At 59.3% G+C, this 23,543-nt stretch carries 19 protein-coding genes, 1 tRNA gene and 1 pseudogene; 13 read left to right on the forward strand and 8 right to left on the reverse strand.

All coding sequences use genetic code 11. The features are described 5' to 3' along the window. Positions 1-160, reverse strand: a pseudogene (locus tag LHL23_RS14000) (transposase); the annotation flags it as partial. 232 nt (positions 161-392) lie between these two features. On the opposite strand from LHL23_RS14000, the gene LHL23_RS14005 reads away from it, so the two are divergent. Further along, positions 393-779 carry a metallopeptidase family protein gene (locus tag LHL23_RS14005; RefSeq protein WP_222481985.1) on the forward strand — a complete coding sequence of 129 codons (387 nt, stop codon included), beginning with the start codon at positions 393-395 and terminating at the stop codon, positions 777-779. A gap of 352 nt (positions 780-1,131) precedes the next feature. On the opposite strand, the gene LHL23_RS14010 is transcribed toward LHL23_RS14005, so the two are convergent. After that, entirely contained in the window at positions 1,132-1,767 is a 636-nt protein-coding gene (locus tag LHL23_RS14010; RefSeq protein WP_226430319.1) for a TetR/AcrR family transcriptional regulator, read from the reverse strand. Between the two features lie 145 nt (positions 1,768-1,912). Between LHL23_RS14010 and LHL23_RS14015 the strand changes: the two genes are divergently transcribed. The 12 genes from LHL23_RS14015 to LHL23_RS14070 all read left to right on the forward strand — a co-directional run bounded on the left by LHL23_RS14015 (position 1,913) and on the right by LHL23_RS14070 (position 18,015). Continuing rightward, positions 1,913-3,307, forward strand: coding sequence for an aminotransferase (locus LHL23_RS14015; protein WP_226430415.1), 1,395 nt, complete (start codon positions 1,913-1,915; stop codon positions 3,305-3,307). Next, positions 3,304-4,323 carry an agmatine deiminase family protein gene (locus LHL23_RS14020; RefSeq protein WP_226430320.1) on the forward strand — a complete coding sequence of 340 codons (1,020 nt, stop codon included), beginning with the start codon at positions 3,304-3,306 and terminating at the stop codon, positions 4,321-4,323. The genes LHL23_RS14015 and LHL23_RS14020 overlap by 4 nt, the downstream gene beginning before the upstream one ends. Next, complete coding sequence (gene aguB, locus LHL23_RS14025; protein ID WP_226430321.1) at positions 4,316-5,197, forward strand: N-carbamoylputrescine amidase; 882 nt, start codon at positions 4,316-4,318, stop codon at positions 5,195-5,197. Before LHL23_RS14020 ends, aguB begins: the two co-directional genes overlap by 8 nt. Before the next feature lie 26 nt (positions 5,198-5,223). After that, entirely contained in the window at positions 5,224-6,078 is an 855-nt protein-coding gene (locus LHL23_RS14030; protein ID WP_226430416.1) for an ABC transporter permease, read from the forward strand. Next, complete coding sequence (locus LHL23_RS14035; protein ID WP_226430322.1) at positions 6,075-6,893, forward strand: ABC transporter permease; 819 nt, start codon at positions 6,075-6,077, stop codon at positions 6,891-6,893. Before LHL23_RS14030 ends, LHL23_RS14035 begins: the two co-directional genes overlap by 4 nt. Positions 6,894-6,904: 11 nt before the next feature. Beyond that, a complete protein-coding gene (locus LHL23_RS14040; protein ID WP_226430323.1) occupies positions 6,905-7,999 on the forward strand; it encodes an ABC transporter ATP-binding protein in 1,095 nt (364 codons plus the stop codon). A 28-nt stretch (positions 8,000-8,027) separates the two neighbouring features. Next, positions 8,028-9,074: an extracellular solute-binding protein gene (locus LHL23_RS14045; RefSeq protein ID WP_226430324.1), complete on the forward strand. Its 1,047-nt coding sequence runs from the start codon at positions 8,028-8,030 to the stop codon at positions 9,072-9,074. A gap of 66 nt (positions 9,075-9,140) precedes the next feature. Continuing rightward, positions 9,141-10,178: an agmatine deiminase family protein gene (locus tag LHL23_RS14050; RefSeq protein ID WP_226430325.1), complete on the forward strand. Its 1,038-nt coding sequence runs from the start codon at positions 9,141-9,143 to the stop codon at positions 10,176-10,178. A gap of 593 nt (positions 10,179-10,771) precedes the next feature. Then, the gene (locus LHL23_RS14055; protein WP_226430326.1) at positions 10,772-12,655 is read left to right on the forward strand and encodes an SLC13 family permease; all 1,884 of its coding nucleotides are present in this window, start codon (positions 10,772-10,774) and stop codon (positions 12,653-12,655) included. Positions 12,656-13,182: 527 nt separating this feature from the next. Next, positions 13,183-13,380 (forward strand): TniQ family protein, encoded by a 198-nt coding sequence (locus tag LHL23_RS14060; protein WP_226430327.1) that lies wholly within the window; start codon positions 13,183-13,185, stop codon positions 13,378-13,380. A gap of 6 nt (positions 13,381-13,386) precedes the next feature. Further along, complete coding sequence (locus LHL23_RS14065) at positions 13,387-15,051, forward strand: TniQ family protein (RefSeq protein WP_226430328.1); 1,665 nt, start codon at positions 13,387-13,389, stop codon at positions 15,049-15,051. 756 nt (positions 15,052-15,807) lie between these two features. Further along, positions 15,808-18,015 (forward strand): NACHT domain-containing protein, encoded by a 2,208-nt coding sequence (locus LHL23_RS14070; RefSeq protein ID WP_226430329.1) that lies wholly within the window; start codon positions 15,808-15,810, stop codon positions 18,013-18,015. Positions 18,016-18,549: 534 nt separating this feature from the next. On the opposite strand, the gene LHL23_RS14075 is transcribed toward LHL23_RS14070, so the two are convergent. The 6 genes from LHL23_RS14075 to LHL23_RS14100 all read right to left on the reverse strand — a co-directional run bounded on the left by LHL23_RS14075 (position 18,550) and on the right by LHL23_RS14100 (position 23,542). Further along, a tRNA-Arg gene (locus tag LHL23_RS14075) sits at positions 18,550-18,626 on the reverse strand. 35 nt (positions 18,627-18,661) lie between these two features. Further along, entirely contained in the window at positions 18,662-19,153 is a 492-nt protein-coding gene (locus LHL23_RS14080) for a GNAT family N-acetyltransferase (RefSeq protein ID WP_226430330.1), read from the reverse strand. A gap of 152 nt (positions 19,154-19,305) precedes the next feature. Further along, complete coding sequence (locus LHL23_RS14085) at positions 19,306-20,076, reverse strand: hypothetical protein (RefSeq protein ID WP_226430331.1); 771 nt, start codon at positions 20,074-20,076, stop codon at positions 19,306-19,308. Further along, the gene (locus LHL23_RS14090; RefSeq protein ID WP_226430332.1) at positions 20,076-20,456 is read right to left on the reverse strand and encodes a hypothetical protein; all 381 of its coding nucleotides are present in this window, start codon (positions 20,454-20,456) and stop codon (positions 20,076-20,078) included. The genes LHL23_RS14085 and LHL23_RS14090 overlap by 1 nt, the downstream gene beginning before the upstream one ends. A 60-nt stretch (positions 20,457-20,516) precedes the next feature. Continuing rightward, a complete protein-coding gene (locus LHL23_RS14095; RefSeq protein ID WP_226430333.1) occupies positions 20,517-21,485 on the reverse strand; it encodes a dynamin family protein in 969 nt (322 codons plus the stop codon). Next, entirely contained in the window at positions 21,482-23,542 is a 2,061-nt protein-coding gene (locus LHL23_RS14100) for a dynamin family protein (protein ID WP_226430334.1), read from the reverse strand. The genes LHL23_RS14095 and LHL23_RS14100 overlap by 4 nt, the downstream gene beginning before the upstream one ends. Between the last annotated feature and the right edge of the window lies 1 nt (position 23,543).

The raw sequence follows: 23,543 nt of genomic DNA on the forward strand, positions 1-23,543 counted from the left end.
ACTCTTTGGGCGCATCCCGCCACCGCAAGCCGTTGCGGTTGATAAAGATAATTCCACTCAGGACGCGCCGGCCATCAACGCGCGGCTTGCCGTGGGATTACGGGAAAAAGGGTTTCAAACGGGCCATCTGCGCGTCGGTCGGCCAGAAGAGATTAGACATGTCACCGCTCGGTTTTCGGCCTGTGAATCATGCTGAAAGCCTGAAATCAATGGGTCCTGACCCTAGGTCTATTGCCATATTTCACCTGTGCTTTCAGTGTTTCTCGGTCAAAGCAGATATTTTCTTCTGAGGCAAGTAGTTGGCGGTAGGCTGCTGATCGCATCAGGCGCATAAACTGCCTCCCTCCGGCCTGGCGGTTCACTACACCGCTCCGAGAAACCATATACAACGCATGCACCACGACCTTGACCATTTCGAGAAGATCGCTCGCGCCACTATAGCTTCCCTGCCGAGGGCCTTCAGACCATCTGCAGATAACGTCATTCTGCGCATTGCCGAATGGCCTGCGCCCGCCATGCTGGACGAACTTGGTTTTGCAGATCCATATGAACTGACGGGGCTCTACGAGGGAATACCTATGACCGAGAAATCGGTTCTCGACATGGCGACACCTCCAGATGTTGTCTGGCTCTTCCGCCAGCCGATCCTGGCGGAATGGCGCGACCGCGGTGATGTCGAGCTGAACCAGTTGATCGCGCATGTTGTTATTCACGAGTTCGCCCATCATTTCGGATGGACTGACGAAGAGATCGCAGCCATCGACCAGTGGTGGGTCTGAACCGCTCTTCAATGCCCAGGAGAAGTTGGCATTCGAGCTTACAGCTGACGTTGCTGCGTCCATGGGGTGCCGCAAGCGCAGTCGACGGTTTCAGCCCCAAGCGGACATGACTTGTGCAGACGCAGCACTAGAGCCGTCCCGAAGTGACGGCGGTTAGCCGACTTTCGTTGCGCCTGCCGAACGAGCTGAGTAATCCGCCGTCAGCGGACGTTCACTCTTCCGCTCTCGCTTAGACGGCGGGTTTCCTTGAAGCTCAAAGCACGCAGATTCCCGTCAACGTCTTGTGCAGTGGTAGAAGCACCCAGTACTTCGGCAACCGGAAACCGGTCGTAGCAATCATACCTGAAAGAGATCAAAAATGATCTGGGAATAGACTCTTTGCAATGTACAGACAGGTACGCTCTGCCTTGCTGCGATCGAATTCTTCTGCATGCAGGTGGAAGTCAGTCCACGTTCCCTCAAGGAGCGCTATCAGACCGTCCGTTGCGAGTTCTGCGTCGGCGTCAGGGTAATTCCCCTCGTCAATAAGCGTTTGGCAGAGCTCAATCATTACATCCCGCAGGCTCGCATCCCTGGAATCGATAGACTTGCGGTATTCCGGGTTCGAGTAAACCTCGGAGCGGAAGGCGAACCAAACAGCGACGTCACGCCGGTTCAGAAAGTCCGGGGAAAGATCCAGCTGGATGATCCTCCTCAACTTTTCTGCAGCGGGCAAGTCCGGGTCCAGGGCCACCTTGTTCCAGCGTTCGGAGTAACTGTTCGACAAGTCTTCGGCGACCGCCAGCAGAAGGTTTTCCTTGGTCTTGAAGTGCAGGTTGATCATGCCCCGCGACAGGCCTGAAATCTCCTGGATTGCAGCAATGGTCGCGCCCCGGAAACCGTGTTTGAAGATGGCTTCCGCGGCGGAATCCAGCAGGTGGCGCCGATTCTTTGACTTGCTGAATTCCCTGGCATTCAGCCCTTCCTCATGCTGGCTGGTATCGCTCACGTCTCCTTTGAACCTCTCTGCATTGAGTGAATGACCTTGAGTTTCCAATGACTTCACACAGCCAAGGCTCAAAGGCAAAAGCTTTTCTTGACTTTGAATGTATGTATGTTCAGTTTGTGATAAATGTTACAACGCAGGTGAGATCATGACGCTGCTGAACACCGACTTCGACACCGTCCGCGATTGGGACAACGGGCATTTCGTTCATCCGTGGGAGGGAATGGCCTATATCGGCCAGAACGACAGGACCTTCACCGAAGGCGGTGAAGGCATCTATGTCACAACGGAAACGGGCGAGCGCCTTATCGACGGGCCGGCAGGCATGTGGTGCGTGCAGATCGGTTACGGAAACACCGAGATCGTCGAGGCGATGGCGGAACAGGCGCGCGAGCTGGCTTATTTCTCACCGTTCAGCAATGCGAACTCCACGTCCGCGCGCCTAGCCCATGAAATAGCCAAACGTACGCCGGGGGATCTGAACCACGTGTTCTTCACCACCGGCGGCTCGACCGCCGTGGACAGTGCGCTGCGTTTCATTCAGTTCCGTAACAACATTCTGGGACGGCCGGAAAAGAAAATCGTCATCTCGCGTCAGAAGGCCTATCACGGCTCGACCTATCTGGCGGCTTCGATGAGCGGCAAGGAGCGTGACAAGGGCTGGTTGGACCAGGCAACGCATCTGACCCACTTCCTGCCCAATGTGAACCCTTATGTCCGCGCGGAAGGCCAGAGCATCGAGGCCTTTCTGGATGAAAAGGTAGCGGATCTGGAGAACGCCATTCTGCAGATCGGCGCTCATAAGGTGGCGGCATTCATTGCTGAGCCGATCCTGTGTTCCGGCGGTGTGATTGTCCCGCCGGCGGGCTACCACAAACGCTGCCTCGAGGTGTGCCGCCGGCATGACGTGCTTTACATCTCCGACGAAGTGGTCACCGGTTTCGGCCGAATGGGCCATTGGTTCGCCTCGGAAGCGGTGTTCGACATCGTTCCTGACATCATCACCTGCGCCAAGGGCATGACCTCAGGCTATGTGCCGATGGGGGCCTGCATCATCTCGGACCGGCTGATTGCCGACGTTTCCGGTGACAAGTCCCGGGACGCGACCTTTTCGAACGGCTTCACCTACTCGGGCCATCCGGTCAGCGCAGCCGCTGCGCTCAAGAACATCGAGATCATCGAACGCGAGGGCATCCTTGAGCATGTGCGAAATGTCACTCCCCATTTCGAAGCACGGCTCGGAGCTCTCGCTGACCTCCCGCTTGTCGGAGATGCGCGCGGCAAGGGGCTGCTCGGCTGTGTCGAGTGCGTAGCAGATGCGTCAGCTGACGATCTACTCGCACTCGACAAGACCGTGGGTGCGATGATCGACGCCCATTGCCAGGAAAACGGCCTCATCCTGCGCCCGATTATCAACATGTGCGTGTTCTCGCCGCCGTTGGTGATCACGGACGGTCAAATCGACCAAATGTTCGACATCCTTGAATCCGGTATCCGCAAGACAACTGACGATCTCATCAAGCAGGGGGTGAACCTCGCATGACTCAATACCGCATGCCGCCCGAATGGGTCCCACACGAGCGGACCTGGATGGCCTGGCCCTGCGCTGAAGGCACCTTTGGCGATAACCTGCCGCAAGTGCGGCGCGAATATGCTGATGTCGCCAAGGCCATCGCACAGTTCGAACCTCTGACCATGCTCTATGACCCGGAGAACTGCGATGGGCTCGGAGAGCTCGAAGACGAAGCCAATATTGAGCTGGTCGCTTGCCCGCTGGATGACAGTTGGCTGCGCGACAACGGGCCGACCTTCGTGCTGGGAGACGATGGCTCGCTTGCTGGTGTGGACTGGACCTTTGATGGTTGGGGCGGCGAGTGGCCTCACAAGAAAGATGCCAATGTTGCAGCCCGTATTATTGAGCTGGCGGGCGCAAAGCGGAACCCGTCCGCCATGGTCTACGAGGGAGGTGCGCTCAATATTGATGGCAAAGGCACCTGCGTTGTCACGCGGCAATGCTATGAACACCGCACCCGCAATGGCGGGCCAACCCCGGAAGAATTCGAAGCAGAGCTGAGCAGGCAACTGGGCCTGTCCAAGGTCATTTGGCTGAACCGCACGCTGGAGAATGACTCGACCAATGGCCACGTCGATGTCGTTGCGGCTTTTGTGCCCGGCGGTGTCCTATGCCAGGTCAGCGCCGATCCGGAGGATTCCGACTATCAGAACCTGCTAGACAACCGCGCCATTCTGGAAGCGGAGACTGATGCGGCAGGCCAGCCGCTCACGATTTTCCAGGTGACCTCGCCGCCTGTAGACCGCAAACCGGACGGCAGCCGCCGCTTCCTGTCGTACATCAACTTCTATCTGGTGAACGGCGGCGTGATCGTCCCGCAATACGGTTTCCCCGAGCACGACCAGGAGGCGCTGGACGTCCTGTCCAGCCTGTTCCCGGACCGCATTGTCGTCGGCGTTCTGACCAACGCGATCGCCGATGGCGGCGGCAACATCCATTGCATCACCCAGCAGCAACCCAAAGCCGGAGCCCCCGTCCATGCGTAATGTAACCCTCGCTGCCACCCAGATGAGCTGTTCCTGGGACAAGGAAAACAATATTGCCAAGGCTGAGGAGCTGGTGCGCGACGCAGCCGGCCGCGGTGCCAATGTGATCCTGATCCAGGAGCTGTTTGAGACGCCCTATTTCTGCATCGAACAGGCGCACAAACATTTCGCGCTGGCCAGCACTGTGGAGGAAAACACGGCAATCCGGCATTTTTCCTCCGTAGCCAGGGAGCTGGGGGTGGTCCTGCCGGTATCCTTCTTTGAACGTGCCGGGCAGAGCTACTTCAATTCGCTGGCAATGATTGACGCCGACGGAACGGTCATGGGGATTTACCGAAAGTCGCATATCCCCAATGACGTCGCTTACCAGGAGAAACAGTTCTTCAGCCCCGGCGATACCGGCTTCAAGGTCTGGGACACAGCCTTCGGGCGCGTGGGCGCGGCGATCTGCTGGGACCAGTGGTTCCCTGAAGCCGCCCGCTGCATGGTGTTGCAGGGTGCGGAAATGCTGCTTTACCCCACCGCCATCGGCTCCGAACCGACCCGCCCGGATGCCGATTGCATTCCCCATTGGCAGACCGTGATGCGCGGCCACGCCGGTGCCAACCTGGTGCCGGTCGTTGCCAGCAACCGGGTGGGCGAGGAAGTCGCCACGGAGGACGATAAACTGCGCATGGCCTTCTTCGGCGGCTCCTTCATCGCCGACCAATTTGGCCAGAAAATAGCCGAGGCCGAGCGCGAGGACGGTGTGGTTCTGACCGCGGAGTTCGACCTGGATGCGGTGGCCGAAACGCGCCGCTACTGGGGGGTCTTCCGGGACCGCCGGCCGGACCTCTATGGCGCGATCAGCACCTTTGATGGACGCACGGGCTGACGGCCGGAGGGAGAAGCAAGGTGACTTTGGACAAGAATGCCAGACTGGGTCTGCTGCTGGCCACGCCGACGACGCTCTATGTTCTGTTGCTGATTGCAGCGCCTGTGGGGATGACGATTGCTTACTCCTTCTGGACCCAGGAGTTTGTGGATGTGACGCGCGACTTCACCTGGGCCAACTACCGGGAAGTCTTTGCAGACCCATTGTACCGCACGCTGATCTTCCGCTCGGTACGGATCGCCGCCATGGTGACGCTGCTGACCGTTCTGCTGGCTTTCCCTGTGGCCTACCACATCGCGTTCAATGTCAAGAAAAACAAGGCGATGTGGCTGTTCCTGGTGACCATCCCCTTCTGGACAAGCTACCTGCTGCGGGTGTTCTCTTGGAAGCTCATTCTTGCACAGAACGGGGTGGTCAATTCCGCGCTGCTGTGGCTCGGTGTCATCGACACCCCCATCGACACTCTGCTTTACAACTCCGAAGCCGTGGTGGTGACTCTGGCACACGCCTGGGCTCCCTTTGCGATCCTGCCGATCTTTGTGTCACTGGAAAAGATCGACCGCAGCTATTTGGAGGCGGCAAAGGATCTGGGGGAGGGGCCGGTGCGCAGCTTCCTGCGGGTGACCCTGCCGCTGTCGATCCCCGGCATCATCGGTGCCAGCATGATCATCTTCATTCCCACCGTTGGCGATTACGTCACCCCGGCGCTGGTTGGCGGGTCGGACGGCGCAATGGTCGCCAACATGATCCAGGTCCAGTTCGGCAAGGCCAACAACTGGCCGCTGGGGGCGGCGCTGGCGCTGTCGGCCGTGGTCTGCGTGACGGGTGCCGCCTGCTTGCTGGTGCTTGGCCTGAAACTGATTGAAAGGAGCCTGAAATGAACCGCGTTGTTGCCGTTCTGTCGCGGATTGGCAGGCTGCTGCCCGCCTATGCGGTGCTCTATATCGGGTTCCTTTACCTGCCGATCCTGCTGCTGCCGCTGTTTTCCTTCAATGACTCCAAGGTACTCGGTTTCCCGCTGACAGGCTTCACGACAAAATGGTACGCGAGCCTGGCTGAACAGACGGCCCTGTTTGACGCTTTGAAAAACAGTCTGATCGTGGCCGTTGTTTCGGCGGTGGTGGCCACCAGCCTGGGCACGCTGATCTCACGCGCGATCACCAAGCACCGCTTCCCGCTGCGCCGGACCAGCCAGACCATCGTCATGGCACCGCTGGTGATGCCCGAAATCATCATCGCCATTTCGCTGCTGATCGTGTTCCTCGGCATCGGGATCGGCACCACGCTTTTCACCGTGATCCTGGCCCATTCGCTGCTGACCATTCCGTTCTGCGTGTCGATCATGACATCAGCCTTCGGTCAGTTCGATGATGCGCTGGAAGAGGCCGCCGTTGACCTCGGCGAAACTTCCTGGGGCGCACTGCGGCGGGTGACGCTGCCGGTTGTCTCGCCGGGGATCATTTCCAGCCTGCTGATCAGCTTTACGGTCTCCTTCGATGAGTTCATCCTGGCCTTCTTCCTGTCCGGCAACAGCCCGACGCTGCCGGTCTATATCTGGAGTCAGGTGCGCTTTCCGGCGAAGCTGCCGAACGTGATCGCGCTCGGCTCGCTCCTTATCCTTATTTCCATTCTGTTCCTGCTGGTGGCCGAACGCTTCCGCCGCCGCAGCGAACGTTTCACACAGCAACCCGAGTAGGACCTACCGGCATGGACCATAAGATCGCCGTCAATATCGCCAATGTCAGCAAGTCCTTCGGAAGCTTCCGGGCTGTCAGGAACGTGAACCTGCAGCTGAAGGAGGGGGAGTTCTTCTCTCTGCTCGGCCCCTCGGGCTGCGGCAAGTCCACGCTGCTCAGAATGATCGCAGGCTTCGAGGAACCGTCGGAAGGCACCATCTCCATCGGCGGCCTGCCAATGGCCGGGATTGATGCCAACCACCGGCCAACGAATATGGTGTTTCAGAGCTACGCCATCTTTCCGCATTTGAACGTCGAGGAGAACATCATCTTCGGCCTGGCGCGCTCCGGTCTGAGCCGGTCAGAAAAGCGGGCCAGAGCGGAAGGCATGCTGGCCAAGGTCGGCCTGGTGGGGCTGGGCCGGCGCGGCGCGCATGAGCTGTCCGGCGGCCAGCGCCAGCGGGTGGCCCTGGCCCGGGCTCTGGTACTGGAACCTAAGGTCCTGCTGCTGGACGAGCCGATGTCGGCGCTCGACAAGAAGCTGCGCGAACAGATGCAGATGGAACTGCGGGCATTACAGCGCTCGGTTGGGATCACCTTCCTGATGGTAACCCATGACCAGCATGAGGCGATGACGATCTCGGACCGCTGCGGTGTGATGTTCGAGGGCAAGCTCGCACAGGTGGCCACACCGCACGAGCTCTATCAGAAGCCCAACACCAAACAGGTCGCGGATTTCATCGGCGGGATGAACTTCTTTGATGGCAGCATCAAGGCCAATGGCGGCACTCAGCTTGAAGTGGAATTGCCTCGGTTCGGGCAGCTTTCGGTCGATGCGCATGGCGTTTCGGATGGCATTGGAGCCGCAGTCACGATCGGCCTGCGGCCCGAGCGCGTTCATATCGGCAGCGACCGCCCTGAAGGGGCCGATGTGGCCGTTCCGGCGCGCGTGATCGACCGGGCCTTCTATGGCGAAACAATCCACTACTACCTGGAGCTTGAGGGCCGGACTGATCCGCTGATCGCCTCGGTGACAAATTTCGAACGGGCCGACCATTTTGAGATCGGTGATGCCGTGTGGTCAGGCTTTCGCGGCGGTGCGGCCGTCGCCCTTCCCAAGAAATGAACCGAATGTCCTGAGAGGAGGAATACCCATGAAGATCAAATCCCTTTCGGCCGGGCTGGCCCTGGGAGCGCTGGCCGCCTTTGGCGCCAGTGCGGGCCAGATCACCGTGTTTGACTGGTCAGGCTACGACGATCCAGGCTTCTTTAACGCCTATGTCGAAAAACATGGAGGCGCCCCCGATTTCTCGTTTTTCGCGGATGACCACGAGGGCTTCAACAAGCTGCGTTCCGGTTTCAAGGCCGATCTGGCCCATCCCTGCAGTGGGCTGATCGGCAAGATGCGCGCTGCCGACCTGATCAAGCCGATTGACACCGCGCGCTTGGATGCCTGGGGCGAACTGCTTCCCACATTGGCTCAACTGCCGGAAGTGTCGTCTGACGGCCAAATCTGGATGGTGCCTTTTGATTGGGGAAATACCGGTCTCGTCTACCGGACAGATCTCGTCGAAGGCGATATCGACCTGAAGATGCTGGCGGACCCGGCGCTGGCAGGCAAGGTTTCACTGCCGGACGTGGTCGAAGATGCCTACGGCTTTGCGGCGCTGGCTGTTGGCGTCAACGACTGGAGCGAAATGACGGATGAGAAATTCCAGGAGGCGTCGGACTTCCTGCGGGCTGTTCATAAAAACGTGCGTTTCTACTGGAGCGACCAAGGGCAGTTGGATGCGGCCATCAAGTCAGGAGAGATCCACGCCGCCTGGGCCTGGAATGCGACCGAACTGTCGCTGATCTTCGATAATGTTCCGGTGAAACTGGTGCGTGACCCTGAGGTGGGCGTTGCCAGCTGGGCTTGCGGCTATGTGCATCTCAAGGACGGCGAAGGCAGCGATGAGGACGTGTATGACTTCCTGAACGCGCTGTCGGATGCCGAGAGCGGCAAATACCTGATCGAGGCTTGGGGCTATGCACACGCCAACGCTGGTTCCTATGGGATCGCCGATCAGGAGGCTGTCAGAGCTTACGGCTATTCCGATCCCGAAAGCTTCATGGCTGAAAGCCTGTTCGGTTTCCGCGTGCCCAACGAGATGGCTGCGAAAATGCTGAAGGAATTCGAGCGGATCAAAGCCGGCTTCTGATCCGGCCGCAGATCACCCAATGGCGGCGCCAGCGCCGCCGCAACCCCGCCGCCACAGGAGAGATCCATGGTAAAAACACCCTACGCTGACGGTTTCCGTATGCCTGCCCGGTTTGCACCCCACGCCCGTACCTACATCGGCTGGCCGACCGAGCTGAACTACCGAAGTGACCTGGCGCGGTCCCGGGCGGAATATGCCGGTGTTGTCCGTGCGGTGGCGGAATTTGAGCCGGTGACCGTGATCGCCGACCCCGGCGACGCGGCCGGTGCGCGGGCCGCGCTTGCCGGCTGCGGCAATGCCAAGATCCTGGAAATCCCGATCAACGACGCTTGGCTGCGCGACAGCGGCTGGATCTTCGTCAAGAACGATGAGGGCGAAGTCGCACTGGTTCAGTTCCAGTTTAACGGCTGGGGCGGAAAATACGCCTGCGACAAAGACATGCGCGTTGCTGAACATCTTGCCGACCATCTCGGCATCAGGCTCTATCATGCGCCTTTCATTTGCGAAGGCGGCGGCATCACTGTCGACGGCGAAGGCACCTTGATCACCACCGAGCAAGTGATGCGCAACGCAAATCGGTACAACGGCGTGTCGCAGGGCGATCTCGAAGGATTGCTGCGGGACTATCTCGGCATAGAAAAGGTGATCTGGTTGGAGCTGGGGCTGGTCGAGGACGCCGGCACCGACGGCCATGCAGACAACGTGGTGGAGTACCTCGCCCCCGGTGTTGTGCTGGCCCAGACAGTGACCGATCCGTTGAACCCGAACTATGAGTTGAGCCAGGAAAACCTGCGCCGCCTCAAAGACGCAACGGACGCAAAGGGGCGCAAGCTCGAAGTGATCGAGATGCCGCGCTTGCCCTACACCGATCCTGCCCATGGGGAGCCCATGCCGGTGCCCTATGTGAATGCCTACGCCGTCAATAATGCGCTGATCACCCCGATGATTGGAGGAGCAGATGACGAACAGGCGTGCGCCGAATTGGAAGAGCTGTTCCCCGGCCGCAGAATCGTGGGCGTGGACAGCACTTTTATCGCGCTCGATGGCGGGGGTATCGGCTGCATCACGCAACAGCAGCCCGCCGGAACTCTGGCTGCTCCATAAGGTGTTGACGGGTATGCTTAGTAAGAGTTGGCCTCGTCAAGGACCAACTTGAACTGCTTTCTGCCTTACGTGGAACTGTTGGTTTGGACACTTGCCTGAGACACTCAGCGAGCGGCAGCAATGTCCGTTTGGGAGACCCAAACTGCGGTGAAGGGAGCACTGGCAATTGTCTCCTACGACAAGCCGCAGTGCAGTATTCTAAAAATAGCAGAGGTCCGGATAAGGCCGCTGCAGTCGCTGTTCAAGCGTTTGGCGGACCTGGGACTTGTGAAGACGGCCTAGAGCCCGGCCTTCCGATTGCCGCAGTACACGCAACTTGAAGTGAAGTATTGAAAACAGAGCTCGTAGATTTTGCGATTGCACCAGTTACTTCAATTGAACCCGTGTCATTCGCGTCCGCGGCATGTTTGCTTGTAGAAACTTTTGGTTCCGGCCATCGCGACGCATGGTCTGAAGTTTACTCAACCTCGTACATCAGAAGCTACGCATAAATCAGACAAATGAAAAAAATATGTTAGCACTTAGAGAGCCCGTGCGAGTTCTCCTCGCACGATCCGGCGTTGTTTTGGGGATAGAGGGCTGCGGAGCGTGACATGGAAACTCTACAATTCACAGATGAAATGGCAGTTGTTCTTGGGCTTCTCGGATTTACGGTTTTCCTATTTGTCTCTGAAGTCATTCGAATTGACTTGGCGGCACTGCTTGTTCTCGTGCTGGTTGGTATCCTGAGCTACCTCCCAGGGCTCGAAAATCTGGCGGATGCAACCCATCTGTTCGATGGCTTCGCCTCCAACGCTGTCATATCGATCATTGCCGTGATGATTGTCGGCGCCGGGCTGGACCGGACCGGGATCATGAACAAGGTTGCAGCGGCCATCCTGAAACACGGCGGAGCGACCGAGGCGCGGGTGCTTCCGATCGTGTCGGGAACGGTCGGCTTTATTTCCAGCTTTCTGCAGAACGTTGGCGCGGCGGCGCTGTTCCTGCCGGTCGTCAACCGGATATCTGTGCGCTCGGGCATTGCGTCCAACCGCCTGCTGATGCCAATGGGGTTTTGCGCGATCCTAGGCGGCACAATGACGATGGTCGGATCCTCCCCGCTGATCCTGCTGAACGATCTGGTCCTGACTGCGAACCGGGGGCTGCCGGAAGGGGCCAAAATCGAAACCTTCGGGCTGTTCTCTGTCACCCCCATCGGCGTTGCGCTGGTGGCCACGGGCATTCTGTATTTCTTGCTTCTTGGCCGCTGGGTACTGCCTGGATCGCCGGAACCGGCCGAATTGGTTTCCGGCGGCGGCACCTCCGAATACCTTGAGCGTGTCTACGGCCTGCACGCCGATGTTTTTGAAGTGGATGTGCCTGCAGACAGCGCGCTTGTGGGGCAGGTTCTGGCCGACATCAACAACGACAACAATCTCTACATCATCTCGACCTTCTACCATGGCAAAGTGTCGATGATTCAGATTTTGACCGCCGAGATTGCAGCGCCGTGCAGGCTGGCCATCATTGGCAACCGGCAGGTGGTGCGGGATTTCGCGGACCGCTACGGGCTGACGGTCCGCCCTGAACTGGATGTCTTCGTCGAGGAATTTGCCGCCACGAACGCCGGTGTCGCCGAGCTGGTCATCCCGCCGGATTCCAAGCTGATCGGCAAAAGCCCGCGCCAGCTGCTGCTGCGCAAGACATATGGCCTGAGCCTCATGGCGATCCACCGGGGCGAGGAAACCTTGAGCCACGTAAAAACGGAAGAACATGAACCGACCCAGATCGGGCTGGTGCCTTTCAGGGCCGGCGACATGCTGGTCACGCATACCCGCTGGGACAATCTGATGCGCATCAAGGCCGACCGGGACTTCATCGTGGTGACCACCGATTTTCCGCAAGAGGAGCTGAGGCCGCACAAAGTCGGTTGGGCGCTGCTGTTTTTTGCAATTTCGCTGTCACTCATCCTGTTCACGGATGTGCGCCTGTCCCTTTGTCTCCTGACCGGCGCGGTCGGGATGCTGCTGAGCCGGGTTTTGAGCATCGACGAAGCCTACCGCGCGGTTGGGTGGAATACAGTGTTTCTGCTGGCCAGCCTCATCCCGCTCGGGCAAGCCGTTCAGAACACCGGCACTGCCGAGTGGATTGCTCAGCATATTCTTGTCCTTCTTGACGGATGGCCAGTCTGGTCGCTGCAAGTGGGCGTGGCCATTCTTTCGACGGTATTCTCCTTGGTGATGTCAAATGTCGGCGCAACGGTGCTCCTCGTCCCATTGGCAGTCTCGATCGCCGTGGCCGCTGGGGCAAGCCCGGCGCTCTTTGCGCTGACGGTAGCTATATCGACATCGAATTCGTTCATCATCCCAACGCATCAGGTCAATGCGCTGATAATGGGGCCGGCCGGCTACAAGGTTACAGATTTTTTGAAGAGCGGAGGTATTATGACGGTCCTTTTTCTGGCCGTTTCAATAGTTATGCTTAACGTGATGTTTTGACCCAAAAGCAGTCGAGACCAAGCTGATTTGAGACGGGTTTCAAGACGGTGGCCGGTTTCCTGCAGCGCCATCGGACACCATGGGAATGGCGGCTGTAACCGCCATTGGCCGACATTCAGTGAACGGCAGAATTGTCCCGACTGTGTGAGTTCACCGGCTCCAGAACCTCGCAGTCGCAGCGAACGGCAGAAACGGCGGGCTGCGCCGCAGCACAAAACCTCAGCTTTTTGCGTCAAACGGCCAAGTTTGCAATGGGCGCTTCCTGCGCATTCCTGACCTTGGCCCTACCTGAGGCAAGACAGATATTGTCCTGTCTACTGTGAAGGAGCAGATATGAATGTCTGTTCCCAATCCTGGGGTTACAAACTTCTCAAAATTTTCACACAGCCGGGCCAATGGTCTCGAACTTACCTTGAAGCACACTCGCAACCAACGGTGGGGTAGATACCATCCTGAATCTATCCTGGGGCCTCACGGGTTGGACACTCGCGCTTGCATAAGCGATCTTGCCCTAAAGTTATGCAAGAATGAAACGGAGTACCCCGTTGATAGAAACGTTGCCCCTGGCGGTCGAACCTTCGGAGCGTGAGACACTTCCCTCCTTCTTTTCGCGCATGGCCGCGATCAATGGTACCGGCGCCACCGGATTTGCCCTTGATCTTGGCGTTAGCTTAAAGCGAATCCTGAACCAGGAGCAGGAAGCAATTGACATTCTTGCCACCTGATCCGGTTTGGCGCCCGATCAGCTGTCAACCATGCTGTCATGGACAGGTGAGCGTATCGGGGGTGTACGCATGAAATTTCGCGGGGAAGTTTTTGTCGCCCGCGCCGTACGCAACCCCGTCATCCGCGGCTGCCCTCATTGCCTGCGCGAGGCGGCAGAAAAACAAGCCTCTCCGCTGAGGCACATGGCCATGGCGGGAGACTGGCTGTGCCGTCGTGTTGATGTGTGCTTGCGGCACCGCCATCCTCTGATGCCACTTTGGGAAAGCTCGCGGCCTGTAAATCGTGATGATGCTGGTGCCAGATTGGCTGAAATCCTGCCAGACCTTCTGGCGGGCAAATTTGACTGCGATCTGATTGAGCCGTCCGCCTATGACGTCTGGCTTGATCGGCGCCTGTCGCAAGGTGAGGACAAAACATGGCTGGCAACTCAGCCTTTGTTTGCCGCCATGACCTTCTGTGCGTTGCTTGGCAAGGAACTCCTCCGTGCTCAGGAACTTGAAGCTGACGACCCTGCTGCGAAGGCCAAAGGCTTTGATGCCGCATCGAGAGGGCCTGAGGCAATCACGTGTGCGCTCGATCGCATTTTGCAGGCGGGGGATGGGGGGTACTTTGGGTCAAAACAGGCATTGCCGATGCTGCTCGAGGCACTTGGTCGCCTCTATCGCAGCGATGATAACTTTGATGGGTTTCGCGATATTGTACGTCGGCATTTGTTGAGGATCTGGCCGGTCGAGGCGGGAGATGAGGTTCTCGGTCAAACCGTGCCTGAACGACGCTTCCATTCGCTTGCCTCGGCAAGCAGGGAAACCGGGGTCGGCAAGTCGGTCCTCAACGGTTTCCTGACTGAGGCTGGAGCGTTCCCTCCTGATGACACGCGCGCTGATGCTCGCAAGACCTTCGACGCAAAGAAATACAAACCCCTTCTGGAGGAGATCCCGACTTTGGTCGGGCCGATTGCGATGCGCAAAGCAATGGGCGCGACGCTAGTCGAACTCAAATCTCTAGAAGCTGACGGCGTTCTGGCGCCCAGGACGAAAGTTGCAACGATCAAGTCTCCCTGGCGGGTGTCTGATGGGCTGTTCCTGCTCAAGGAGCTGGAGCGAAAAGCTATTATGCTAGAAGCTGGTACGCCAGGATGGGAAACGATCCAGCATGTTCACAAGCGAGTGGGTCTTTCTGTCGGCCAGGTTATCGCTGCGATCAGGGACGGCAGATTGAGGGTCGGCAAGCGCGCTGAGGCGTTTGGGTATCACGGACTCGTCGTCAACGTTGCCGAAGTTGATCAGTCGGAGTTACTTCGCCCCCGCGAGCAGAAAATGGCGGCCATGGAAGGGGAGGTGAACGCAACTGCCTTTGCCCGCTCAATCGGAGTGCGGGAGAAGGGGGCGTTCCAAGCGTTGATCGAAGGTGGCCATACGCCTGCGATGGAGGTTCTGCACCCGGTGACAAAGCGCTCCCAGTGGCGGATGTCCGGTGCGGACATCGCTGCTTTCCATGACAAGTTCACCCCGCCGACGGTGATAGTGAAGGAGACCGGGCTGCACCGGAACACGATTCTGGCGGCTTTTGCAGCTCACGGGATTGAAGCTTTCCGGCTGAATGGTGTGGCTATCGGACCTATCTACCTCCTAAAGGAGGTTGCACCCGTCCTGAACACGCTCATGAGCTGACATTTGCCTGCTGGTCCCCTGGGGCCGGTCGAGGAGCGAAAGCGTTTTCTATCTGAGCCTTTACTACTCTCAACTTCACTTGGCACTTTCCACTTGACACAGGGTGTGCATCAAAAACCCCCAAAGTGTGCAAGGTTATGCCTAATTGGCAGCAACAAAAGGAGAAAATGGCGATCCCTGAAGGACACCATAGTTCAAGCAAAATCAAAGGCTTATGCTGTATAATTCCTGAAAGTGGTGCTATATCTTTCAATAGGTTACAGACAGGCCTGTATAACTGGTATCGCTTAAGAAATCTCTGCCCAGTACTTGGCTGACATCCCTCAGTTGGGGAAAGCCTTGCCAACTCATGCTGTACTGTTCTCCCCCTTTCAGTACTGCACTAGAGATTGTTGGATTGGCCGTTAAGAGCCCATAGCCGCCCTTAGTACTAAGCTGAGATGCCGCGACCGCAGTCGCCAGCTTGCCCCCCCCCCTATGCCGTCCTCGGGCTGAAGGCGATACCACATAGGCGGGTGTAGGCAGAGTTGCATTCCACAGTAGGATTTCAGACACAAGCCAGTCTCTCGCTGTCGTTGAGCCTGAACCAACCAGGCGAGGGAGCTATCGCACCAATCAACTGGGGTATGAGCGACTCAAAGTCACATTTGAGTTGCAGCCCCTTGCGCACACTCTATCAAACATTGAAATGGTGAGTTATAGCTACGAGCTGCGGTTGCTTGCGCTGAGAATCGATTCAACAAAAAAATCATTGAGGTGGATATGGGCGTGGATTGGGCAGATCTTGAATTGCAGGTTCGAGAAATTGCGGAAACCCATTGGGATGGAAAATGTGAACCACGGTATGTTGCTGGCGTAAAATGCGATGGAATTATTGAATTGCGCGATGACTATTGGGTCGCTATTGAGGTATCTCGAGAAAACAGCCTGCACAAACTTCGAACAGATTTGGCGAAATTCGGCAGCATTCGACCGGCGCAGATGGCAGCAGGAGTGTATGTCGAGTGTTATTTCATTACTCTTGGCGACACAACATCTCTAAAAGATACCGGGAGAGCAAACAAAGTTGAAGTGATGTCAGTAACAGATTTCTCTGAGAAATTTGTAGGGAGAAGCGCTTACAACTATGTGCGCTCTCAAAGTAATTTTGGCAGTGCCGTTGACCCCGACACAGGAGAGAAAGACGACGCCTTCTTCTCTGAAGTAACATACTTTTCAGAAGAGGGGAATAAAAAATTCTCGTTAGAGGAAATTGCTGAACGAGTGGCGGCAGGTGAAACGTTAGTTCTCCTAGGTGAATTTGGATCTGGAAAGTCTAGGTGCGTGCAAGAGGTTTTTTCACTGCTGACCTGCAATGGAAACCTTTTTCCCGTTTTGGCAATTAACTTGCGGGAATGCTGGGGGTTGAATAGTTTTGATCTAATTATCAGATCTCACTTGGAGTCTCTTGGTCTAAGTAAATACGCAGACAACCTCGTGAAACTGGCCGCCGCAGGAAAAGTGAAATTCTTGCTCGACGGTTTTGACGAGATAGGATCCCAGTCATGGACCGGTGAAGTTCAGCGTCTGAAGGAGCTGAGGCGTCGAAGCTTGGTCGGTGTTTATGACTTGGTATCAAAATGCTCCCGTGGCGGAGTGTTAATAACAGGACGAGAACATTACTTTTCGGATGATGGTGAACTTCGGAAGTGCATTGGAGTTTCCGACAGCGCAGATTTTTTGACGTGCCCGCAAGAGTTTTCTGAGAGCGAACTCGAGGAGTACCTTAAGTCGAATACAAAGCTTGTTTCCTTGCCGAACTGGATGCCGCGCAAACCATTAATCTGCCAACTGTTTGCGAAGCTCGAAGCCGATGAGATTTCAGCGATCACTGATAATGCGAATGATGAGGCAGACTTTTTTGAGAGATTTCTGGAGGCCATTTGCGCAAGGGAGCGCAAAATTCACCCTTCCATCGATGATGAAGTTTTGAAGAAAGTCCTTTTGTCCCTGGCGGAAAGAACAAGAGAAAAACCATACAGCTCTGAGGAAGTCTCCCCAGACGAAATAAATGACTCTTTCTTCCAAGTCTCCGGACTTACCCCGCTAGACGAGTCTTCGATAATGTTGCAGCGATTGCCTTATCTTGGTCGCACTGATGCAGGAAACTCAAATCGTGTCTTTGTGGACGAATACGCGAAAAGTGGACTTAAGGGATTGGCCCTAAGAGATCACATATACTACACAAACAAGGAGATATCTCACAAGAAATGGCTGAAGGGTGTGGGTGATTTTGGATCTCGGCTCCTGTCGCAGAATGTCACAAATTGGGGTGATGCTCATAAATTTGCCAAATTCTGCCAAAATCATGGTAATTTTCAAGTAGCAGCTGACGTTGTGGCCGCCCAGTTGGAGAGCGATGAAGATCACATTGACTTCAATTCACTCAATGTAACTTCGGCAAGCTTTGATTCCCTCAACTTCTCCCAAAAGGCAATTTCGAATTTATTTATTTCGGAAACCACCGTTGGTGACATTTCTCTGGAGGGTGCGGAGTTTGAAAAGTGTAGGTTTGAAAGAATACTTGCTGAGAGGGTTTCTGGAATTGGTTCCATCGAGCGCCTTCCCGAAGCGTTTATTGAATGTTCCGTTGATCACGTTGACAATCTTGAGAACGTTGCCCGCATAAGTGAGTTACCACTCACCAAGGGTCAAAAGACGATTATATCTGTCATCAAGAAGCTGTTCTTCCAAAAGGGACGAGGTCGTAAAGAGGAAGCACTACTTAGAGGGCTTGAAGAATATTGGGACAAAGATTCCGCCGAAGCATTCCTACGATATGCACTGGCAGAAGGGATAATAATTGAAGCCAGAGGGCGGCATGGAAAGCTGTATGTTCCTCAACGCAGGCATACTAAGCGTATGGCAAACATTATTGAGAAGATGGATCAGTGCGCGGATGAGATCTGGTCGCTAGCAAAGTAATGACGATCCTTTTGGGGGCGGTCTCCTTGCCTATTGCTGAAGCATGAATACAGAAGCAGCACTTAAGTCGAAAGGTTACGTCGAGGGGTAACAATGACTACCATCTTCAGTGCCGATGCTGCGTAACAGCGGAAGGTGTAAGCTCTTGGCCGCTGCTAGGAGCGTGCCTACCGAACACCAGAAAACAAACAGACGGGCGGTTTCAAACCCTCGGCGCTAAGCTGACATTCACAACCTTCCAAATTGAGGTTGCGGCGAAGGGCCGCTTCGTCCGCAGGTTGTCCCTGCTGGCAACCATTGGCGGGTGCTCAGCGATGCTCCTTTAAGCTCCGCAGTCTCTAGGCAGCGACATGTCGGGAAAACTTTGCTCTTACGAAGGCTAGGAGGATGCAATTTGAGTTTGTACTGAGTCCGATCAATGAACTGTCATTGCGCGGCCTGCATCTGCGGCAACTAGTGCGAAAGGTATACAAACCGATTATACAGCGCAAAAAACAGTCTAAGTTATTGATTTCATGCAGTAAAATTAAACTATGGCGATCCCTGAAGGACTCGAACCCTCAACCTGCTGATTAGAAGTCAGCTGCTCTATCCAGTTGAGCTAAGGGACCGCTTGGCGCCAGTTATGACAGGCTCCGGCCGGGGGTCAAGCCGCGGCGCGCAGATCCAGGCGCATAAACACGGACCAGGGGTCTTCGGCGTAATCCGCAAACGGCGGGCAGGGCGCAAAGCCGAAGGACTCATACAGCCTTCGCGAGGGCAAGAAGTCATCGGTGGAGCCGGTTTCCAGGCAGACCGCGGCGGCCTGTTCGCTGCGGGCAAGGTCAAGCAGGAACTCCAGCATGGCGCGGCCGGCGCCGCTGCCGCGGGCCTCGACCAAGGTGTGCATCGACTTCAGCTCGCGGGCGCCGTCGCCGAGGTCCTTGAGCGCGCCCATGGCCAGTGCCCGGCCGGACCGGCGCAGCAGGAAGAATTTCACCTCCGGCCCCTCCAGCCCGCTGATGTCCATGGCGTGGCAGCTTTCCTCGGGCGATTGCGCCGCCATCTGCGCCAGATGGCGGCGGATCAGCGCGGTGGCCTCCGGGTCCGAGGGGCGGGCGGCGGTGATGTCGAACGCGGCGGAAGCTGTGGCGGTCATCGTCGGGGTCCATTGGGCTGTGTGCGGGCTGCGCTGCCGCAGCCGCCTGTCCCCGGGTTGTAGCGGCCAAATTGCGGCTGGCAAACCCGGAAACGAGTACAAACGCCTGCTGCAGGGGCGTGTGCCTCCTTTTTGTGCAGCGCGCCCCGGGCTCAGCCGTAGAGGCCGCTCCAGGCGGCGGCCTGGGCCCGGGCCGCGGCGGGCGGCAGCGCCAGAAGCAGCAACGCGCCGCCGTCCGAGGCCGCCAGGATATGCTGCTGCGGCGAGACCGGCAGCAGCAGGCAGTCGGGTTTCGGCACCGGCACCCGGGCAGAGGCGGGGCGGGCGGCGCGGGCGGTGAGCGCGCTGCGCACCGCCTCCAGCTGGGCCAACAGCGGCGCAGGACCGGCGGTTTCGGCGGAGCCGCTGCCGCGGGGGCAGTAAAGCCAGGCGGCGGCCTGGTCGGCGGCCTGGGCACGGAAGCGGTCCAGCGGCCCGTGGCCGGCGCCAGAGAGTGCGGCCTCCAGCATCCGCGCCGAACAGCTGCCGGCCCCCTGCGGTGCAGCACAGGGGCGGCGGCGGAAGCAGAAGCCCCGGCCCTGCGCCTCAGCCGCCGCCTCCAGGCGGCGCAGGCGGGCGGCAAACAGCTGCGCCGCTGCGGTCGGATCCTCGGCGGCGGGGGAGGAGTCTGCGGCGGCGGCAAGGCTGAGGCCTGCCAGCCTGCGCTGCGCAAGGGTGAGGCTTGCGGCAGGCTGCTGCCCGATCACCAGGGTAAGCTGGCGCGGCAGCACGGTTTCGCTGATTTCCCGCAGCACGGCGGCACTGAGGCTTTCCTGCCCGGCCGCCGGTCCGGCGTCTGCCGGTTCCGTCAGCCGGGCCAGCGCCTGACGCAGCTTCGCCGCGGCGGTCTGCTGCTTCGGGGCCTGATGTGCCGGATCCGCCATCACACCCCCCCGACCAGGGCTGCCAGCAGCTGGCGCGCCGGGAAGGCCAGCCGGGTGGCGGCATCGGCATCGGCGCAAACGCAGAGCACCGCATCGCCGGTCCCGCCCGCGGCGCGCAGGAACAGCCGTGCCTCGCCCGGGGCCAGCACCAGCACGTCGTCCGCCGGGGCCGCCGCTGCGGTGCCCGCCGCCCGGGCGGCGGCATCCAGCGCCAGGAACCCGCGCCGGGCCTGCTGACAGAGATCGTCAAGATATTCCTGCGGGTGGCCGGACGCGCTGCTGCTGCGCAGGACAATAGTGGCGCCGAGATCGCCGAAGGCAGCCAGGCGGCAGCCGGGCTCCTGGCGGCGCAGATCGTCGAGCTGGCGGGCCAGAGTCATCGGCTCCCTCCGCTGCGGGCCTGCACGGGCTGTGGCACGGGTCGTGGCGGCATGGCGTCCTTACTCGCTGTCAAACGGTGCTTCGGGAGGCAGGCGGTCCGGCCGCGGGCTGCGCCGCGAGGCCGCTGACACCCGCCGCGGCGTCACCCGCGGGCCGCTTTCGGCCTCGGCGGGCACCGGCGGCTGGGCGCTGCTGCCGCGGGGGGCAGCGATGTCCAGCACTTCTGCCCGCAGCGCCTGATCGGGCTGCAGCGGCTGCGCCGCAGCCCGGTCCCGGGCCGCCGTGCTACCGCGCCCCGGCTGCGACCAGTTCAGCAGCAGGTCGACCAGGTATTCGATGAACCCGTCGGCGCCGCTGGTCTTCCAGGCCTCCATGTCCTCGCCGGCGGAGAGCGCCTGGCTGAGCGACAGCGGAAAGATGGCGTTGAAGGCATCGCCGGTTTCCTTCTGCACCCGGCGCAGCACCCGGTCGCGGTCACGCGGGGTCTTGAGCTTGTCAAAATGGGTGATCAGCAGGGTGCTGGGGGCATCGAGGCGGGCCGCGATCTCCTCCCAGGCGGCGGCCTCGGACTGGCGCCAGGCCTGGGTGGCATGGGTGCACCAGATCACACTGTCGACCTCCGGCAGCAGGTTCTGCCAGACGCTGGCGGGCATGTTGGGATCGGAGATCCCGGGCATGTCGATCAGGTCGCACAGCTCCAGCGCCTCGGCGGGCAGGCTCAGGCGGATCAGCGCGGTGGTTTCCAGCGGCACGCTGGCCAGATCCTCCAGCGGCACCGGCGCCTCGCTGCCGTCGGTGCCGACAAGGCGGGCGCCCTCCGCCCCGTGCGAGATCCACACCGGCGGCAGGCGGGTGGCGGTAACCCGGGTCGGCAGCGGCTGGCGGCCGACCAGCAGGTTGGTGAGAGTGCTCTTGCCGGCGCTGAATTCGCCCATCAGCGCCAGCCGGGGTTTGCGCGGCAGGGCGGCTTCAGGGGCGAAGGGGGCGGCAGCAGGAGCGGTGGCCTGCGAGGCAGTCTGATACGTCATGCGGTGAAACTCCTGAGTGTTTCCATGGCAGTAGCGGTCTGTGACTGGCGGCGGCCGGCCTCATCGCCGGCAAACAGCGCCTGCATGTCGCCGCCGCCGCGGGAGCAGTCGGCGATCTCCAGCAGGATGTCGCGCTGATCGTCGAAAAAGGTCTGAAGCCGGGCGAGGATGGCGGCGCGTGCGTCCGCCGTCTGCACGGTCTTGAGCTGGGTCATGAAATCCTCTGTCTCGCCTGCGATCAGCTTGCGAAACTGTTTGGCAAAGGCCTTGTAGCCGCGGGTGCGGCGCCACCAGGAGGCCCACCAGCTGTCGTTGAAATCAAGCGCGATGGACTGCGCCAGGGCCACCGGTGAGGCGGGCTGGGGCACTTCCGGCACCGCCAGCTGGATGCCCTCGACCGCCTGGCCGAAACCGTCATAGAGCAGCTCTGCCACATCCTGCACTGCAGCCTCGTAGCGGGCCAGGGAGGCGGACTGCAGGCGGCTGGTCATCACCGAGTAGGCAGAGCGCAGGAGCATCCGCAGCCCGGCCGGGTCATATTCCCAATGGCAGTCCTCGCCCCATTTCTCCAGATGGTCGATCAGCGAATGGGTGGCCCGGTCGGTAAAGGTGGCATGGGCCCGGTCGGCGCGGTCGCGGAAGGTGTCGAGCACAAGCCTCAGCTCCGCTTCCAGCGCCTCCATATGGGTCTGGCAAATCCCCTCGAAGGCGGTGCGGACGTCGTGCATGTTAGCGCCGCCGCCGCTGCCCTCGCCCTGCACCAGCACCGCATTGGCGGCCTGCTGGCCGGTGGCGGCGGTGGTGGCGGAGGCAGCGATGCGCTCCAGCAGCGGCGCGCCGAGGTCGGCGGCAATGCGTTCGGAAACGGCGCGGTTGAGGGCCGGGATCCCCGACAGCTCCCACACCATGTTCTGGGCGGTGGCCTTGGCGTGGGAGGCATTGACCGACGCCTCAGCCCAGTTGATCAGCGCGGCGGAGCTGGCCGGGTCCATATCCTCCAGCCCGCCAGTCAGCACCTTGTTGGCCCAGTAGGCGCTGCCGAACAGGATGGTGGCCTCCTGCGGCCCATGGTGGGTCTCCAGGGTCTGGCGGATGCTGGCCTCGATCTCCGCGATTTGGTTTGCCGGGTCGGCCAGTTCGTCGATGCGGTTGACGAAAATCACCACCTCGCGCGACTTAAGGTTGGAGATCATCCGGATCAGCCCCATGTCGACCGAGGTCAGCGCCTGGCCCGCCGACAGCACCACCACGCAGATGCGGCTGTCGCGGATCGCCTGGATGGTGATCTGCTCGCGCATCATAAAGGTGTCGTTGACGCCCGGCGTGTCGCGCAGGCAGAGACGGTGCGGTACACTGTGGCAGTTCAGGTACAAATCGGCGGCGCGGGTGATGTCGGCAAAGCGGCCCTGTTCGTCGACCTCGCCCAGATCCTCGTCGTCGAAGTCGTCACCGAGGCAGATGTAGCGTTCGATCAGGTTCTTGTCGAAGTAGCCGTAGTCGTGCTTCTGGCCCATCAGAAGCTCGAACTTGCGGCCAAGCCGCTGGCGGGAGCGGTCGCGCATCTCCTCGATCTGGGCACGGATCTTCTGCAGCTCGCTGCCCGCGCCGGCGCGGCCCGCCATTTCGCCTATGCGGCCGCCCTTGGTGGTCAGCCGGTCCCATTCCTCCTCGGTCATGAACTGAAAGCTGGCCTTGTTTTCGATGCGGCTGTCACCCGGCTCCAGATGCAGAGAGGTGACAACCGAGGTCCAGGGATTCACGTCGGACGGTAAGAGATCGGCCCAGCCCGCCATCGCGTTGACCAGCGAGGTCTTGCCGGATTTGACCTGCCCCAGCAGGGTAACGCTGGGCTCGAAGGCGGCCAGTTCCTCCTGCAGACGGGCGAGGCTGCGCTGGACCCGCTCGCCTGCAACCTCCTGCAGGGCGGTGAGCGCGCCGTCCAGCCGCCGCGCCTTGCGGGCATAGGCCGCCAGCGGCTCCAGCCCGGCGCTCAGGTTGGTGGGCCGCGCGGAGGCGCGGATGTCGGTGGCACTCTCGATCTGGTTTTCCATGTTCATG

The sequence above is a fragment of the Leisingera sp. McT4-56 genome, assembly GCF_020514995.1.
Lineage (GTDB): Bacteria > Pseudomonadota > Alphaproteobacteria > Rhodobacterales > Rhodobacteraceae > Leisingera > Leisingera aquaemixtae_A.

Bases quoted from the DNA above. Each gene is read 5' to 3' on its own strand.
- LHL23_RS14060 (WP_226430327.1), top strand. From the start codon at position 13,183: ATGAAACGGAGTACCCCGTTGATAGAAACGTTGCCCCTGGCGGTCGAA.
- LHL23_RS14035 (WP_226430322.1), top strand. From the start codon at position 6,075: ATGAACCGCGTTGTTGCCGTTCTGTCGCGGATTGGCAGGCTGCTGCCC.
- LHL23_RS14040 (WP_226430323.1), top strand. From the start codon at position 6,905: ATGGACCATAAGATCGCCGTCAATATCGCCAATGTCAGCAAGTCCTTC.
- LHL23_RS14020 (WP_226430320.1), top strand. From the start codon at position 3,304: ATGACTCAATACCGCATGCCGCCCGAATGGGTCCCACACGAGCGGACC.
- aguB (WP_226430321.1), top strand. From the start codon at position 4,316: ATGCGTAATGTAACCCTCGCTGCCACCCAGATGAGCTGTTCCTGGGAC.
- LHL23_RS14015 (WP_226430415.1), top strand. From the start codon at position 1,913: ATGACGCTGCTGAACACCGACTTCGACACCGTCCGCGATTGGGACAAC.
- LHL23_RS14090 (WP_226430332.1), bottom strand. From the start codon at position 20,456: ATGACTCTGGCCCGCCAGCTCGACGATCTGCGCCGCCAGGAGCCCGGC.
- LHL23_RS14045 (WP_226430324.1), top strand. From the start codon at position 8,028: ATGAAGATCAAATCCCTTTCGGCCGGGCTGGCCCTGGGAGCGCTGGCC.
- LHL23_RS14080 (WP_226430330.1), bottom strand. From the start codon at position 19,153: ATGACCGCCACAGCTTCCGCCGCGTTCGACATCACCGCCGCCCGCCCC.
- LHL23_RS14095 (WP_226430333.1), bottom strand. From the start codon at position 21,485: ATGACGTATCAGACTGCCTCGCAGGCCACCGCTCCTGCTGCCGCCCCC.
- LHL23_RS14100 (WP_226430334.1), bottom strand. From the start codon at position 23,542: ATGAACATGGAAAACCAGATCGAGAGTGCCACCGACATCCGCGCCTCC.
- LHL23_RS14085 (WP_226430331.1), bottom strand. From the start codon at position 20,076: ATGGCGGATCCGGCACATCAGGCCCCGAAGCAGCAGACCGCCGCGGCG.
- LHL23_RS14050 (WP_226430325.1), top strand. From the start codon at position 9,141: ATGGTAAAAACACCCTACGCTGACGGTTTCCGTATGCCTGCCCGGTTT.
- LHL23_RS14005 (WP_222481985.1), top strand. From the start codon at position 393: ATGCACCACGACCTTGACCATTTCGAGAAGATCGCTCGCGCCACTATA.
- LHL23_RS14055 (WP_226430326.1), top strand. From the start codon at position 10,772: ATGGAAACTCTACAATTCACAGATGAAATGGCAGTTGTTCTTGGGCTT.